Source organism: uncultured Azohydromonas sp. (assembly GCF_937926365.1).
In the GTDB taxonomy this organism is placed as follows: Bacteria; Pseudomonadota; Gammaproteobacteria; order Burkholderiales; family Burkholderiaceae_C; genus Azohydromonas.
In genome coordinates this window covers 1-13287 of record NZ_CALAOH010000034.1, presented here as the reverse complement: position 1 = coordinate 13287, position 13287 = coordinate 1, and the positions used below count along the sequence as shown (strand labels likewise).

Annotated in this window: 12 protein-coding genes; 10 read left to right on the top strand and 2 right to left on the bottom strand. The window is 70.9% G+C overall.

Annotated features, from left to right (window positions below; all coding sequences use genetic code 11):
* On the top strand, positions 1 to 2092 hold a 2092-nt coding region (locus Q0741_RS03310), incomplete at its 5' end, for an exonuclease domain-containing protein (protein ID WP_298231776.1).
* Positions 2093 to 2120: 28 nt separating this feature from the next.
* Here the strand turns inward: Q0741_RS03310 and Q0741_RS03305 are convergent.
* Complete coding sequence (locus Q0741_RS03305) at positions 2121 to 3962, bottom strand: putative nucleotidyltransferase substrate binding domain-containing protein (RefSeq protein WP_298231775.1); 1842 nt, start codon at positions 3960 to 3962, stop codon at positions 2121 to 2123.
* A 339-nt stretch (positions 3963 to 4301) separates the two neighbouring features.
* Between Q0741_RS03305 and Q0741_RS03300 the strand changes: the two genes are divergently transcribed.
* Complete coding sequence (locus Q0741_RS03300) at positions 4302 to 4607, top strand: DUF485 domain-containing protein (protein ID WP_298231774.1); 306 nt, start codon at positions 4302 to 4304, stop codon at positions 4605 to 4607.
* On the top strand, positions 4604 to 6334 hold the full coding sequence (locus tag Q0741_RS03295) for a cation acetate symporter (RefSeq protein WP_298231773.1): 1731 nt from the start codon (positions 4604 to 4606) through the stop codon (positions 6332 to 6334). The genes Q0741_RS03300 and Q0741_RS03295 overlap by 4 nt, the downstream gene beginning before the upstream one ends.
* 83 nt (positions 6335 to 6417) lie before the next feature.
* On the opposite strand, the gene Q0741_RS03290 is transcribed toward Q0741_RS03295, so the two are convergent.
* The gene (locus Q0741_RS03290) at positions 6418 to 6669 is read right to left on the bottom strand and encodes a hypothetical protein (protein ID WP_298231772.1); all 252 of its coding nucleotides are present in this window, start codon (positions 6667 to 6669) and stop codon (positions 6418 to 6420) included.
* 398 nt (positions 6670 to 7067) lie between these two features.
* Between Q0741_RS03290 and Q0741_RS03285 the strand changes: the two genes are divergently transcribed.
* From Q0741_RS03285 to cpaB, 7 genes are all read left to right on the top strand, one after another.
* On the top strand, positions 7068 to 8732 hold the full coding sequence (locus tag Q0741_RS03285) for a histidine kinase (protein WP_298231771.1): 1665 nt from the start codon (positions 7068 to 7070) through the stop codon (positions 8730 to 8732).
* Positions 8733 to 8737: 5 nt separating this feature from the next.
* Positions 8738 to 9484, top strand: coding sequence for a response regulator transcription factor (locus Q0741_RS03280; protein ID WP_298231770.1), 747 nt, complete (start codon positions 8738 to 8740; stop codon positions 9482 to 9484).
* Between the two features lie 134 nt (positions 9485 to 9618).
* The gene (locus Q0741_RS03275) at positions 9619 to 10020 is read left to right on the top strand and encodes a response regulator transcription factor (protein WP_298231769.1); all 402 of its coding nucleotides are present in this window, start codon (positions 9619 to 9621) and stop codon (positions 10018 to 10020) included.
* 342 nt (positions 10021 to 10362) lie between these two features.
* Positions 10363 to 10533, top strand: coding sequence for a Flp family type IVb pilin (locus Q0741_RS03270; RefSeq protein ID WP_298231768.1), 171 nt, complete (start codon positions 10363 to 10365; stop codon positions 10531 to 10533).
* A gap of 35 nt (positions 10534 to 10568) precedes the next feature.
* Positions 10569 to 11108 (top strand): prepilin peptidase, encoded by a 540-nt coding sequence (locus tag Q0741_RS03265; RefSeq protein ID WP_298231767.1) that lies wholly within the window; start codon positions 10569 to 10571, stop codon positions 11106 to 11108.
* 21 nt (positions 11109 to 11129) lie between these two features.
* Positions 11130 to 12455 (top strand): ATP-binding protein, encoded by a 1326-nt coding sequence (locus Q0741_RS03260; protein ID WP_298231766.1) that lies wholly within the window; start codon positions 11130 to 11132, stop codon positions 12453 to 12455.
* 44 nt (positions 12456 to 12499) lie between these two features.
* Positions 12500 to 13287: Flp pilus assembly protein CpaB (cpaB, locus tag Q0741_RS03255; RefSeq protein WP_298231765.1), on the top strand; the 788-nt coding region annotated here is incomplete at its 3' end.

Genomic DNA, 13287 nt, shown 5'->3' with positions numbered 1-13287 from the left:
GCTGGAGCCCGGGCCGCGCCAGGCGCTGGGCGAGCTGCTGGCGCCGCGCTGGCCGCTGCTGCTCATGGCGGCCTTCGCCGCGGCCGGGCTGGCGGCTGCGGCGACGCCGCCGCTGTACCGGCGCTGGATCGCGGCCCCCGCACGGCTGCTGGAGCAGGTGCGCCTGCGGCTGAGCACCGAGGTGCAGCACCCGCTCGCGGCCGAGGACGCCCCGCCGGCGCTGCGCGAACTGGCCCGGGCGGTCGACGAGCTCGTGGCGCAACGCCAGCAGCTGCGCCACGACATCGCGCAGCAGGTGGCCCAGGCCAGCCGCGGCATCGAGCAGGAGCGCAACCGCCTGGCCGCGCTGATGAGCGAGCTCACGCAGAGCGTGGTGGTGTGCAACCTGGACGGCCGCATCCTGCTCTACAACAACCGCGCCCGCATGCAGTTCCGCGCCCTGTCGGACGCGCCCGCGCTGGCCGGCGGCGCCGAGCTCATCGGCCTCGGCCGCTCGATCTACACCGTGTTCGACCGCAAGCTCGTGGCCCACGCGCTGGAGAGCGTGCAGCAGCGGCTGCAGCGCGGCGCGGCACACCCGAGCACGCAGTTCGTCACCACCACGCACAGCGGCCAGCTGTTGCGCGCGCAAATGGCGCCCGTGCGCGCCGTGGACGACGACGTGCCCGGGCAGGCACCGGCGCTCAGCGGCTTCGTGCTGATGCTGGACAACATCACGCGCGAATACGAGCAGGAGGCGGCCCAGGAGCGGCTGCTGCACGGCCTGACCGAGGGCAGCCGCGGCTCGCTGGCCAACCTGCGCAGCGCCGTGGAGACGCTCGGCGATCCCGGGCTCGACGCCAACCTGCGCGAGCGGCTGCTGGGCGTGGCGCGCGACGAGGCGCAGGCGATGTCGCGCCGCATCGACGAGCTCGCCGCGCAGAACGCGCAGGGCCTGGCCACGCGCTGGCCGCTGGAGGAGATGCGGGGCGAGGACCTGGTGCAGGCGGCGCAGCGCCGCATCGAGGCGCACACGGGCCTGCGCGTGGGCGCGGACGAGACCGATGGCGCGCTGTGGCTGAAGGTGGACAGCTTCTCGCTGCTGCAGATGCTGACCCACCTCGCGCAGCGGCTGCGCGACGAGTTCGACGTGGGCACGGTGCGGCTGCGCCTGGCCCCGGGCCAGGCGCGGCGCGCGCAGCTGGACCTGGTGTGGAGCGGCCCGGCGGTCAGCAGCGCCACCGTGGCGAGCTGGGAGATCGACCCCATGGCCAGCGGCGGCGCCGGCAGCTCGCTGACGGTGCGCGACGTGGTGCAGCGCCACGGCGGCGAGTTCTGGTTCGAGCGCGAGCGCGTGCGCCACGAGGCCTTCTTCCGCATCCTGCTGCCGCTGGCACCCGCGGCGCAGGAGGCCCAAGAGGCGCTGGAGGCAGCCATCGTTCACGGGCACAGCCGCCCCGAGTACTACGACTTCGACCTGTTCGCTCACGGCGAGGGCGGCAGCGCGCTGGACGAGCGGCGCCTGGTGGAGCTGGCCTACACGGTGTTCGACACCGAAACCACCGGGCTGGACCCGACCGGCGGCGACGAGATCATCCAGATCGGCGCGGCGCGGCTGCTCAACGGCAAGCTGCTGAGCGGCGAGTGCTTCGAGCAGCTGGTCAACCCGGGCCGGCCCATCCCGCGCGCCACCATCCCGATCCACGGCATCACGCCGGAGATGGTGGCCGGGCAGCCGCGCATCGCGGAAGTGCTGCGCGCCTTCCACGCCTACGCGCAGGACACGGTGCTGGTGGCGCACAACGCGGCCTTCGACATGCGCTTCCTGCAGCTCAAGGAGGACGCCAGCGGCGTGCGCTTCGAGCAGCCCGTGCTCGACACGCTGCTGCTGTCGGCAGTGGTGCATCCGCAACAAGCCTCGCACCGGCTGGAGGACATTGCCGAGCGCTTCGGCGTGCCCGTGATCGGCCGCCACACCGCGCTGGGCGACGCGCTGGTGACAGCCGAGATCTTCCTCAAGCTCGTGCCGCTGCTGGCCGCGCGGGGCATCCACACGCTGCGCCAGGCCCGCGAGGCGGCGCAGAAGACCTACTTCGCGCGGCTGAAATACTGAGTAGAAAACAGGCGGCCTGCGGCGCTTTTCACCGATACCGTTGCGCCAGCACACTCTGCAGCGTCTGCACCACGCCGAAGGCGTCCTTGAGCTGGCTGCGCTCGAAGTTGCTGAGCTCCGACAGCGACAGGAAGTTGTCGGGCGCCTGGCCCAGGCGCGTCTGCTGCGCCTGGTGGCGAATGCGCAGCCCCGCCATGAACTCCAGCGCGTCGCGCAGGTCGCGCGCGCTCTGCGCGCTGATCTCGCCGCCCTGCGCCGCCACCTCCAGCCGCGCGTAGGTGTTGACCGCCTCGTGGCCGCCGGCCAGCGCGTAGATGCGGGCGAGGTCCACGATGGGCACGATGCCGCTGTGCTTGAGGTCCACGGCGTCGCGCACCTTGCCCGCGCGCACCGTCGAGATGCCGCCGAACAGCGACAGCGGCGGCCGGTGCTTGAGCGCGTTGCCCACCATGTAGGCCAGGAAGATGCGGTTGTCCCGGGTCCGGCGCAGCACCTGCGCGCGCAGCGCGCCGAGCAGCTCGGCGCGGCCATGGATGGCGCGCAGGTCGAAGAACACGCAGGTGAGCATCAGCGCCTTGGGCTCGGGCTCCTCGGTCCAGCGCTGGAAGTACTCGGCCCAGCGCCGCTGCGGCTGCCGCCACGCGTCGGTGCGGGCCATCATCTCGCCGGGGCAGTAGACGTAGCCGCACGCGTGCAGCCCGTCGTTGACGAAGCCCGCGAGCTCGCGGAAATAGCGGCCGTGCCGCGCCTCGTCGTAGCGGTCATCGAACACCAGGCAGTTGTCCTGGTCGCTCCTGGCGGTCTGCTCGCTGCGCGCCTGCGAGCCCGCGGCCACCCAGGCGTAGTCCACCGGCGCCGGGCCCAGCTGCGCCTGGGCCATCTGCAGCAGCCGTGTCGTGACGGCATCGGTGATGGCCGTGACCATGTGCCCGGTGCTGCAGGCGCTGGCCTGCGCGGCGGCCAGGTTGCGCTGCAGCTGCGGCACGCGCGCGGCCACCTCCACCAAGCCCTGCAGCGACGTCTGCTTGTGCACCTCGCCGGCCAGGTACACCGCCGAGGTGCTGTGCTGCTCGGCAAGGTCGCTCGCGCTGAGCATGCCCGCCACGCGCTGGCCGTCGAGCACGGGCACGTGGTGGATGTTGTGGCGCGCCATCAGCAGCAGCGCCTCGAAGGCCGGCTGCGCCGCGTCCACGGTCAGCGGCGCGACGGTGGCGATGCGGTGCAGCGGCTGCTGCGGGTCGAGCCCGGCCGCGAGCACGCGGTTGCGCAGGTCGCGGTCCGTGACCACGCCGAAGAGGCGGTCCTGCTGCAGCAGCAGCACCGAGGACACGCGCTCGTCGCGCATGGTCCGCGCCGCCTGCAGGATGCTCGCGTCAGGTGCCAGCGCAACCGGCGCGCGCTTGAGCAGCGAGCGCACCGGCTGCGCCATCAGGCCCAGGTGCGCGTCGCTCGCGCGCTCGCCGGCCCCGTCGCCCCCCGTGGCCGGCGGCGGGGACAGGAACAGCGCCATGGCCGGGTGCTCGGCGCACAGATGCGCCACGTCCGCCGCCGGCAGGAAGGCGATGTCGGCACGCTCGCGGGCCATCACCGTCCAGCCATCGGGATCGCCCCGCGGCAGCGCGCCGGCACCGAAGAGCTCGCCGGGCTCCAATGTTGCGATCGCAACATCATGCCCTTCGCGCAGCAGCGCCACCTGCCCGCGCAGCACCCAGCCCAGACGGCGGCCCAGCGCCGCGCCCGCGGCCACGCGCTCCCCGGCTTCGAAGGTCCTGCACGTCAGGCGCCGTGCCAGCCGCGCCTTCGATGCCGCGTCCAGGAGGGAAAAAACCCGGTGCCGGCCCAGCAGTTCGCTCAGACTCTGGTTCGGCAAGCAGGCGCTGGGCATGGCAAAGCGGGCGGCAGTGGCGACAGCGCCAAGTCTGGCTGAATCCCGGCCGCCTGGGCCCTGCGACGAGCGCGTTTGCAGGGCCTCATCAGCCCGCGGCTGACGCCTTTCTGACGCCTGCCTGACTTCATGCTGACGCATAAGGATGAACCCGCAAGGGGCTCGCTTTGTAAGAAGTTGGTCAGACGGGGTGCCGAAACTGACCTCATCAGGTGCTGCGCCCAGGTGGCTTGGCACTCCTGACCCCCCCTGCACCGGAGATAAACAATGGCAACTGCCGTAGGAAGAGCCCCGGCCCATTCGAGGCCCGAGGAGACAAGCAAGGTGGATCCCGTAGTGGCCCGCATCCAGGCCAATCCCAAGTATCACGAGCTCCGGCGCAAGCGCAGCGGCTTCGGCTGGCTGCTGACGGCGCTGATGATGATCGTGTACTACGGGTACATCGCGCTGATCGCATTCAACAAGCCTTTCCTGGCCACGCCGCTGGGCCAGGGCGTCACGACGCTGGGCATTCCGCTGGGCATGGGCGTGATCGTCTTCACCATCATCATCACCGGCATCTACGTGCGTCGGGCCAACAGCGAGTTCGACGCGCTGACGGCCGAAATCCTGAAGGACGCGGCCAAATGAGCAGCAAGCACCTCAAGACACTGGCCGCGCTGACGGCCGTCCTCGGCAGCGGCGCCGCGCTGGCCGCCGGCGCCGACATGGGCCAGGTCGCCAAGCAGGAGACCAACTGGACCGCCATCTTCATGTTCGCCGCCTTCGTCGCGGCCACGCTGTGGATCACGAAGTGGGCCGCGGCCAAGACGCGCTCGGCCGCGGACTTCTACACCGCCGGCGGCGGCATCACCGGCTTCCAGAACGGCCTGGCCATCGCGGGCGACTACATGTCCGCCGCCTCGTTCCTGGGCATCTCCGCGGCCGTGATGGCCACGGGCTACGACGGCCTGATCTACTCGATCGGCTTCCTGGTGGGCTGGCCCGTCATCACCTTCCTGATGGCCGAGCGGCTGCGCAACCTGGGCAAGTTCACCTTCGCCGACGTCGCGGGCTACCGCTTCAAGCAGACCCCCATCCGCGCCTTCGCCGCCTCCGGCACGCTGGTGGTGGTGGCCTTCTACCTGATCGCCCAGATGGTCGGCGCGGGCCAGCTCATCAAGCTGCTGTTCGGCCTGGAGTACTGGCTGGCCGTGGTGATCGTGGGCGCGCTGATGATGATTTACGTGCTCTTCGGCGGCATGACGGCCACGACCTGGGTGCAGATCATCAAGGCCGTGCTGCTGCTGTGCGGCGTGAGCTTCATGGCCTTCATGGTGCTGGCGCAGTTCAACTTCAGCCCCGAGGCGCTGTTCGCCAAGGGCGTGGACGTGAAGACCGCCATCGCCATCGCCGCGGGCAAGACGCCTGAAGAGGCCGCCAAGACCGGCATCTCCCTCATGGGCCCGGGCGGCTTCGTGAAGGACCCGATCTCCGCCATCAGCTTCGGCATGGCGCTGATGTTCGGCACCGCCGGCCTGCCCCACATCCTGATGCGCTTCTTCACCGTGCCCGATGCGAAGGAAGCTCGCAAGTCGGTGTTCTGGGCCACGACCTGGATCGGCTACTTCTACGTCCTGATCTTCATCATCGGCTTCGGCGCCATCACCCTGGTGCTGACCAACCCCGAGTTCTCCGACGTCGCCAAGGGCGTCATCAAGGGCGGCGCGGGCACGGCCAACATGGCCGCGGTGCTGGTAGCCAAGTCGGTGGGCGGCGACGTGTTCTTCGGCTTCATCTCGGCAGTTGCCTTCGCCACCATCCTGGCGGTGGTCGCCGGTCTGACGCTGTCGGGCGCCTCGGCCGTGTCGCACGACCTCTACGCCACGGTGTTCAAGAAGGGCAAGGCCGACAGCGCCTCCGAGCTGCGCGTCTCGCGCATCACGACCCTGTCGCTGGGCCTGCTGGCCGTGGTGCTGGGCATCGCCTTCGAGAAGCAGAACATCGCCTTCATGGTGAGCCTGGCCTTCGCCATCGCCGCCTCGGCCAACTTCCCCGTGCTCTTCATGAGCGTGCTGTGGAAGGACTGCACCACCAAGGGCGCCGTGATCGGCGGCTTCCTGGGCCTGATCAGCTCGGTGGCGCTGACCGTGGTGTCGCCCTCGGTGTGGGAAGCCACGCTGGGCAACCCCAAGGGTTCCGCGCTGTTCCCCTACACCTCGCCGGCGCTGTTCTCCATGACCATCGGCTTCGTGGGCATCTGGCTGTTCTCGATCCTGGACCGCAGCGCGCAAGCCGCCCAGGAACGTGCCGACTTCGCGATCCAGCAGGTGCGTTCCGAAACGGGCCTCGGCGCCGCCGGTGCCTCGGGCCACTGATCGGCTCCCACCCACACGCCGCGCCCCGCGCGGCTTCTCGAAAAGGCCGGGCTTGCCCGGCCTTTTTCGTTGGAACGGGAGATTCAGCCCGCGGCCGCACGGAACACCGCGTGCCGCTGCAGCAGGCAGGCGCAGCCCGTGTACGCGGCCAGCGGCGCCGCCGGTGGCCACGGCGCCGGCACACCGCCCCACAGGGCGGCCTGCAGCACGGCCACGTTGAACGCCCAGGCCAGCGCCACCACCGCCAGGTACGCCTGCATCACGCCCAGCAGCCACCAGGGCGGGCGGCGGCGCGCCTCGCTCGCGTCCGCGCGGAACCGCGAACCGAAGCGCACATCGCCTTCAAAGCAAATAAGACGTGTCAACCCTCATTTGCGGGGGGAGAATTTTCCTGGGCTTCAGGATGCAAATCCTTCTCCTCGAAGCCCTTTGAACCACGGACACAGCGCTTGCCCCGGGTTTCCAGACGGAGCGCGCTGTCCCCATCCGCGAGTTACAGAAGAGAAACAAGGGCTTATCCGGCGTTTTTCACGCCCGTCGTGTCGCCGCGCGGTATTCCAGCCCTCGTAAGGCCCATGACCGTCTTGGTTCACGGAGCCTGAAACGGCACAAGGTTTTGCTGCAGTGCAATAGACAATTAATCGTGACCTATGTCTCAATATGAATCCAAGAGAGCAGCTTGGGTTACATATGGAGCGGATAGCGCCGTAGACCCAGGGAGAACGAGGGAGCCATGTCGAGCGCCGAGGCGGAATTGCCGCCGTCGCCTGCAGTCACCGAAGCGCGCGAGTCGTCACTGCGCCTGCCGCAGCGGTCGCGGCAGGCTCTGCTGCGCCATGTCGCGGGCACGCGTGCGCTGCTGGCGCTCAGCGCCCTGCTCACACTGCTGCCCGCCGCGCCCGACACGCTCGCGGCACTGCTGCTGCTGGGCTACGCGGCCGGCGCGGCGTTGCTGCTGGGGCTCGCGCTGCGCGACTGGCCGGTGGCGCAGTGGCGGCTGTGGCTGTGGCTGGATGCCCTCGTGCTGCTGCTGGCGAGCCGGCTGCTGGCGCCGCCCATCGCGGCGCTCATGGTGCTGCCCGTGGTGGCGCTGGCCCTGTTGTCCGGGTTGCGCGCGGGCCTGGTGCTGGCGCTGGCCGCTGCCGTGAGCCTGTGGCTGGTGGCGCAGGGCGAAGGCAGCCCGATGGCGCTGGCGGTGCCGCTGCTGCTGCTGACGCTGGGGCCGGCCGTGGCGCTGCTGGCACGCCCCGGCTCGGCGTTGCGCGAACGCCAGCGCGTGGTGGCGGCCTTCACCGAGCAGGCCGACCCGCGCCACGGCCTGCGGCGACAGGTGCAGGTGCTGCTGGACCTGCTGGGGACGCATTTCGGGCTGGAGCGGGCGCTGCTGGACCTGCCCGGTCCGGCACCGCGCGTGTTCTGCTGGGAGCCCGCTGCCGGCGTGCGCGTGCTGGAGGACGCCGCGCTGCAGCGCTGGCGCGCGCAGCGCTCGGTGCTGCCCGGCAGCCAGGGCTGCGTGGTCAGCGCCGAGCCGCTGGTGTCGGTGCGTGCCTTCGACCTGGCCAGCGGCGCGCCCGGTGCGGCATTGCACCCCGGCGCGTGCCGCGTGCTGCTGGAGGCCGGTGCGCAGGGCCTGTGGATGCCGCTGCACAGTTATGGCCGCAACCAAGGCCAGCTTTGCCTGCTGCGCCGCGAGCCCGCCTTCACCGCAGCCGAGCTGCGCTGGCTGCACGCGCTCATGCGCGAGCTGCTGCCGCTGCTGGAGCGCGCCGACCTGCTGGAGCAGCTGCAGGAGGAGACCAGTTCGCGCGAGCGCGAGCGCATCGGGCGCGACCTGCACGACAGCGCGGTGCAGCCTTACCTGGGGCTCAAGTACGGGCTGGAGGCGCTGGCGCGCATCGCGGGCGAGGACAACCCGGTGCGTCCGCAGATCACGCAGCTGGTGCAGATGACCAACGACGAGCTGCAGGCCCTGCGCGACATGGTCAGCGGGCTGCGCCGCGGACAGGACCCGGGCGGCGCCAGCGCCGGCGCGCTGGCGGCGCTGCAGCGCCAGGCGCAACGCTTCGAGTCGCTGTACGGCCTCAAGGTCGAGGTGCAGTTGCCCGAGGAGGCGCCGCCGCTGCGCGGCAGCCTGGCCAAGGCCCTGCTGCACCTGTTCAACGAGGCGCTGACCAACGTGCGCCGCCACACGCAGGCCACCGCGGTGCTGGTGCAGTTCGACGTGCAACCGCAGCAGCTGTGCATGCGCGTGCGCAACGACCGGGCGACGTCCGCGCCGGCTCTGCCCTTCACGCCGCGCTCGCTCAGCGAGCGCGCCCAGGAGTTCGGCGGCCACGTGACGGTCAACCAGCCGCTGGGCTGCACCGAGGTGGCGGTCACGCTGCCCTTGACAGGATGATTCCCATGACAGCTTCCGCCCCCGCCCGCACGATCCGCGTCCTGCTCACCGACGACCATGCCCTGGTGCTGTGGGGCCTGCGCCAGCTCATCGACAGCGCACGGCCGCGCATGGCCGTCATCGGCACCGCCAGCAGCGCCCGCGAGCTGATGGAGCACCCCGCGCTGCGCGACACCGATCTGGTGCTGCTGGACCTGGGGCTGCCCGACGGCGACCCGCTGGAGTGCATCCGCCGCCTGACCGCCTCCGGCCTGAAGGTGCTGGTGCTCACGGGCAACATCAACGTGGGGCAGCACATGGAGGCCGTCAAGGCCGGCGCGCGCGGCGTGGTGCTCAAGTCGCACTCCACCGAGCTGCTGCTGCGCGCCATCGACCGCGTGCATGCCGGCGAGGTGTGGGTGGAGCGCGCGCTCATGGCGCAGCTGCTGGGCAGCATCACCGGCGCCGGCGCGGCGGCCGCCGCCATGCCCAGCGCCGCGGAAGCGCCTCAGGACGAGCAGGCGCAGCGCATCGCCTCGCTCACGCCCAAGGAGCGCCAGGTGGTGCAGGCGCTGGTGCAGCACCGCGGCGCCAAGAGCCTGGTGGTGGCCGAGACGCTGGCCATGAGCGAGCACACGCTGCGCAACCACCTCACCGTCATCTACAGCAAGCTCAACGTGCACGGCCGCCTGGAGCTCTACGCCTACGCGCTGGAGCACGGCCTGGCGCAGCAGGGCATGCCTCAGCCGCAGCGCGACCTCGACCCGGCCTGAGCCCATCGGGAGCGGGCCGCGGCACCGGGACAAAAATCCCGTGCCGAACAGGCATCTTTGCACTGTGCAGGTGCGGCCACGGCCCATAGGCTGGTTGCATTGGAAACGTGCGTCCGTGTCTGTGGAGTGCCTGCATGTCCCAGTCCCTTCCCCTCTCGGTGCTGGTGGTCGATGACCATCCTGGACTGCGCACCGGTTTGACCCTGCTGATCAACGCCGAGTTCCCGCGGCTGCGCAGCGCCGGCGCCGCCGCCAACGGGGCGGAGGCGCTGCAGCTCACGCGCCGCCTGCAGCCCGACGTGGTGCTGCTGGACGTGCAGCTCGGCGGCGAGGACGGCCTGGCGCTCATCCCGCTGCTGCAGCGCGAGGCGCCGTGCCGCGTGGTGGTGCTCACGGCGCTGGACGATGCGAGGGTGGCGCAGCGCGCACGGCTGCTGGGCGCCAGCGAGTTCACGCACAAGACCGCACCCGCGGCCGAGCTGATGCGCTTGCTGCTGCAGGCCCCGCGCGAGCCCGGGCTGATCGAGGCCTGCTGAACGCGTCGCCGCCGCAGCCATGCCCGGCCCCCGTGCCCCTGGCAAGACGGCGGCACCCGCGACCCGGGTAGTTGTTTTGTCATGGCCGACACAGGAGCCAACGCCTAGCGACTCAGTGCAAGGCTCCGATGCGCGGCGTGCGGCGGCTCCCTACATTGGTCCTCAAGGCAACGCACGGCACGCCGCATGACGCCAGGCGCTTCACCGGCAAGGCGCAGGCGGCGTGACGGGTTGCTGCCCCAGCCCATGGCCCGCCTGCACGGGGCCCCGGGACAACAGCCCGCAAGGGCTGCAACGCTGCCGGCAACGGCACCCTTCGGTAGACACCAGAAAGGAAATGGTATGAAGCTCATCGACACGCTCAAGGCCTTCGTTCGCGACGAAGAGGGCGCGGCCGCGCTGGAGTACGGCCTCTTCGCCGCCCTGATCGCCGCGGTGATCGCGGCCACCGTCGGCCAGATCGGCGACGCGCTGGAGGAGGCTTTCGACACGGTCCTCAAGGCCATCGATTAATCCAGCGACGCTAGAAAACCTGCCGCGAGGTCCGCATGACTCTGCAGTGGCTGTCGCTGTTGATGCTTGCTGGCCTGCTCGTGGCGGCAGTCGTGTCCGACGTGCGAAGCCGGCGCATTCCCAACGCCCTGGTGGTGTACGGGGCGGCGCTGGGCCTGCTGTTCCAGGCTCTCGCTCCGGCGGGCAGCGGCCTGCTGCTCGACGGCGGCGTGGGCCTGCCGGCCGCGCTGCTGGGAGGCCTGGCGGGGCTGGGGCTGTTCCTGCCCTTCTACGCGCTGCGCCTGATGGGAGCCGGCGACGTGAAGCTGCTGGCGATGGTCGGGATCTGGCTGGGCGCGCCCGCCATCCTGAAGGTTGCGTTGTGGACGGCCCTGGCGGGCGGCGTGCTGTCCGTGGTGGTGGCGCTCTTCACCGGGCAACTGCGCCAGGTGCTGCGCAACACGTTCTTCATGCTCGCGGCGGTCCGCCCTGCGCAAGGGGTGGGGTCGCACTTGGCCGCGGGCACCCGCCTGCCCTACGCGGTGGCCATTGCCACTGGCACCGCTCTTGAAATGGCCCGGTTGTTGTCGGCCTGAAGGTACTCACTGGAGACCCGCATGTCCGCTGCCAGCCCATCCCTCGTGGAACATCGGCCCGACGGGGCCACGGCCCCCCTGCCCTGCGCGCCGCAGCGGCTGCAGGACACCGGGCTGCCGCCGCTGCTGCTGGCCGAGCTCGTGCTCAAGGCGATGCAGCAGCATGCCCTGGGCTCGCTGCACGAGCTCTCGCGCCACCTGTGCCTGGGCCCGCTGCTGCTGGAGGCGTTGCTGGGCCAGCTGCGCCGCGAGGCGGTGGTGGAGGTGCAGCACCGTGGCGCGCTGGCCGGCGACGTGAGCTACCAGCTCACCCGGGCCGGGCGCGCGCGCGCGGCCGAGGCGCTGGCGCGCAACCTCTACAGCGGCCCCGCGCCGGTGCCGCTGGCGGCCTACGTGCAGCGCGTGCAGGCGCAAAGCGTCGCCGACATGGGCCTCACGCGCGAGCGCTTCGAGCAGGCCATGGCTTCGGTGGTGATGCCTGCACACTTGCGCGAACAGCTGGGCGCGGCCATGAACTCGCGCCGCGCCAAGCTGCTGTACGGCCCGCCCGGCGCGGGCAAGACCTTCCTGTGCGAACGCATGGCCTCGCTGCTGCAGGGTGCGGTGGCGGTGCCGCACGCGGTGGAGGTGCACGGCGAGATCATCAGCGTGTTCGACCCGCTGGTGCACCGGCCGCTGCCCGCAGCCGCTGCGTCCGCCAGCCTGTACGACGCGCACCGCGCCGACGCGCGCTGGGTGCTGTGCGAGCGGCCGGTGGTGATCATGGGCGGCGAGCTCACGCTGGAGATGCTGGATCTGGTGTTCGATGCGCGCGCAGGCTTCTACCACGCGCCGCCGCACTTCAAGGCCAACAACGGGCTGCTGCTGGTGGACGACCTCGGGCGTCAGATCGTCACGCCGCGCCAGCTGCTCAACCGCTGGATCTTGCCCATGGAGCAACAGCACGACCACCTGATGCTGCGCAACGGCATCAAGCTGCGCGTGCCCTTCGACACGCTGCTGTTCTTCTCGACCAACCTGCGCCCCGAGGAGCTCGGCGACGAGGCCTTCCTGCGGCGCATCGGCTACAAGATCTTCGTCGGGCCGGTGCCGCCCGAGGACTACCGCCACATCCTGCGCCAGAGCTGCGAGCAGTACGGCGTGCCCTACGACGACGCGGCCTTCGACAGCCTGGTGCACGAGATGCACCAGCGCGAGGGCCGGCCGCTGCTGCCGGCCTACGCGCGCGACCTGGTCAGCCAGATCGTGGACTTCGCCACCTACAACGGCCTCAAGCCCGAGCTCAGCCCGCGGCTGATGAAGTGGGCCTGGCGCAACTACTTTGCCAATGAGGCGGCCTGGGCCTGAGCAAGGGCCCGTCCGCAGGCACGACCGCACACAGGAGGCATGACATGGGCGGCAACAGGCGAGGACTCACGATGCTGGCGGTGGCACTGCTGGCCGGGCTGCTGGCGGCGCTGTTTGCCCTGCGCTGGCTCAACGCGCAATCCGGCAGCGGTGGGCGCGTCGCCGTGGCGGCGATGGACGTGGAGATCGGCGCCAAGATCGGTCCCGAGGCGGTGAAGATGGTGGACTGGCCGCGCGGCAACGAGCCGCCGGGCGCCTTCGACGACGCGTCCAAGCTGCAAGGGCGCGTGGCGCGCACGTCGCTCACGCGCGGCGAGCCGGTGCTGGAGGCCAAGCTCGCGCCCGTGGGCACCAAGGGCGGGCTGTCGGCGGTGGTGGTCGAGGGCAAGCGCGCCATGACCGTGCGCGTCAACGACGTCATCGGCGTGGCCGGCTTCGCGCTGCCGGGCAACTTCGTGGACATCATGGTCAACACGCAGAGCCCGGGCAGCGAGGGCCGCAACGCCGATAGCCAGGACAAGGCCATCAGCAAGATCGTGCTGGAGCGCATCCTGGTGCTGGCCGTGGCGCAGGAGGCCAACCGCGACGAGACCAAGCCCAAGGTCGTCAACGCCGTGACGCTGGAGGTCACGCCCGAGGAGGCCGAGAAGCTGGACCTGGCGCGCAGCGTGGGCACCTTGTCGCTGGTGCTGCGCAACCAGGTCGATCCGCAGCCCAGCGGCACCGGCGGCGCCACCAAGGACTCGCTGCTGCAGACGGTCGCCACCACCCCACCCGCCCCGGCGCCGGTGCGCCCCGCGCCCGTGGCGGCCGCTCGCCCCCGCGCGGCGGC

Excerpts from the sequence above, each read along its gene's own strand:
- Q0741_RS03265 (WP_298231767.1), top strand. The coding sequence starts at position 10,569 with ATGACTCTGCAGTGGCTGTCGCTGTTGATGCTTGCTGGCCTGCTCGTG.
- Q0741_RS03285 (WP_298231771.1), top strand. The coding sequence starts at position 7,068 with ATGTCGAGCGCCGAGGCGGAATTGCCGCCGTCGCCTGCAGTCACCGAA.
- Q0741_RS03280 (WP_298231770.1), top strand. The coding sequence starts at position 8,738 with ATGACAGCTTCCGCCCCCGCCCGCACGATCCGCGTCCTGCTCACCGAC.
- Q0741_RS03260 (WP_298231766.1), top strand. The coding sequence starts at position 11,130 with ATGTCCGCTGCCAGCCCATCCCTCGTGGAACATCGGCCCGACGGGGCC.
- Q0741_RS03295 (WP_298231773.1), top strand. The coding sequence starts at position 4,604 with ATGAGCAGCAAGCACCTCAAGACACTGGCCGCGCTGACGGCCGTCCTC.
- Q0741_RS03275 (WP_298231769.1), top strand. The coding sequence starts at position 9,619 with ATGTCCCAGTCCCTTCCCCTCTCGGTGCTGGTGGTCGATGACCATCCT.
- Q0741_RS03270 (WP_298231768.1), top strand. The coding sequence starts at position 10,363 with ATGAAGCTCATCGACACGCTCAAGGCCTTCGTTCGCGACGAAGAGGGC.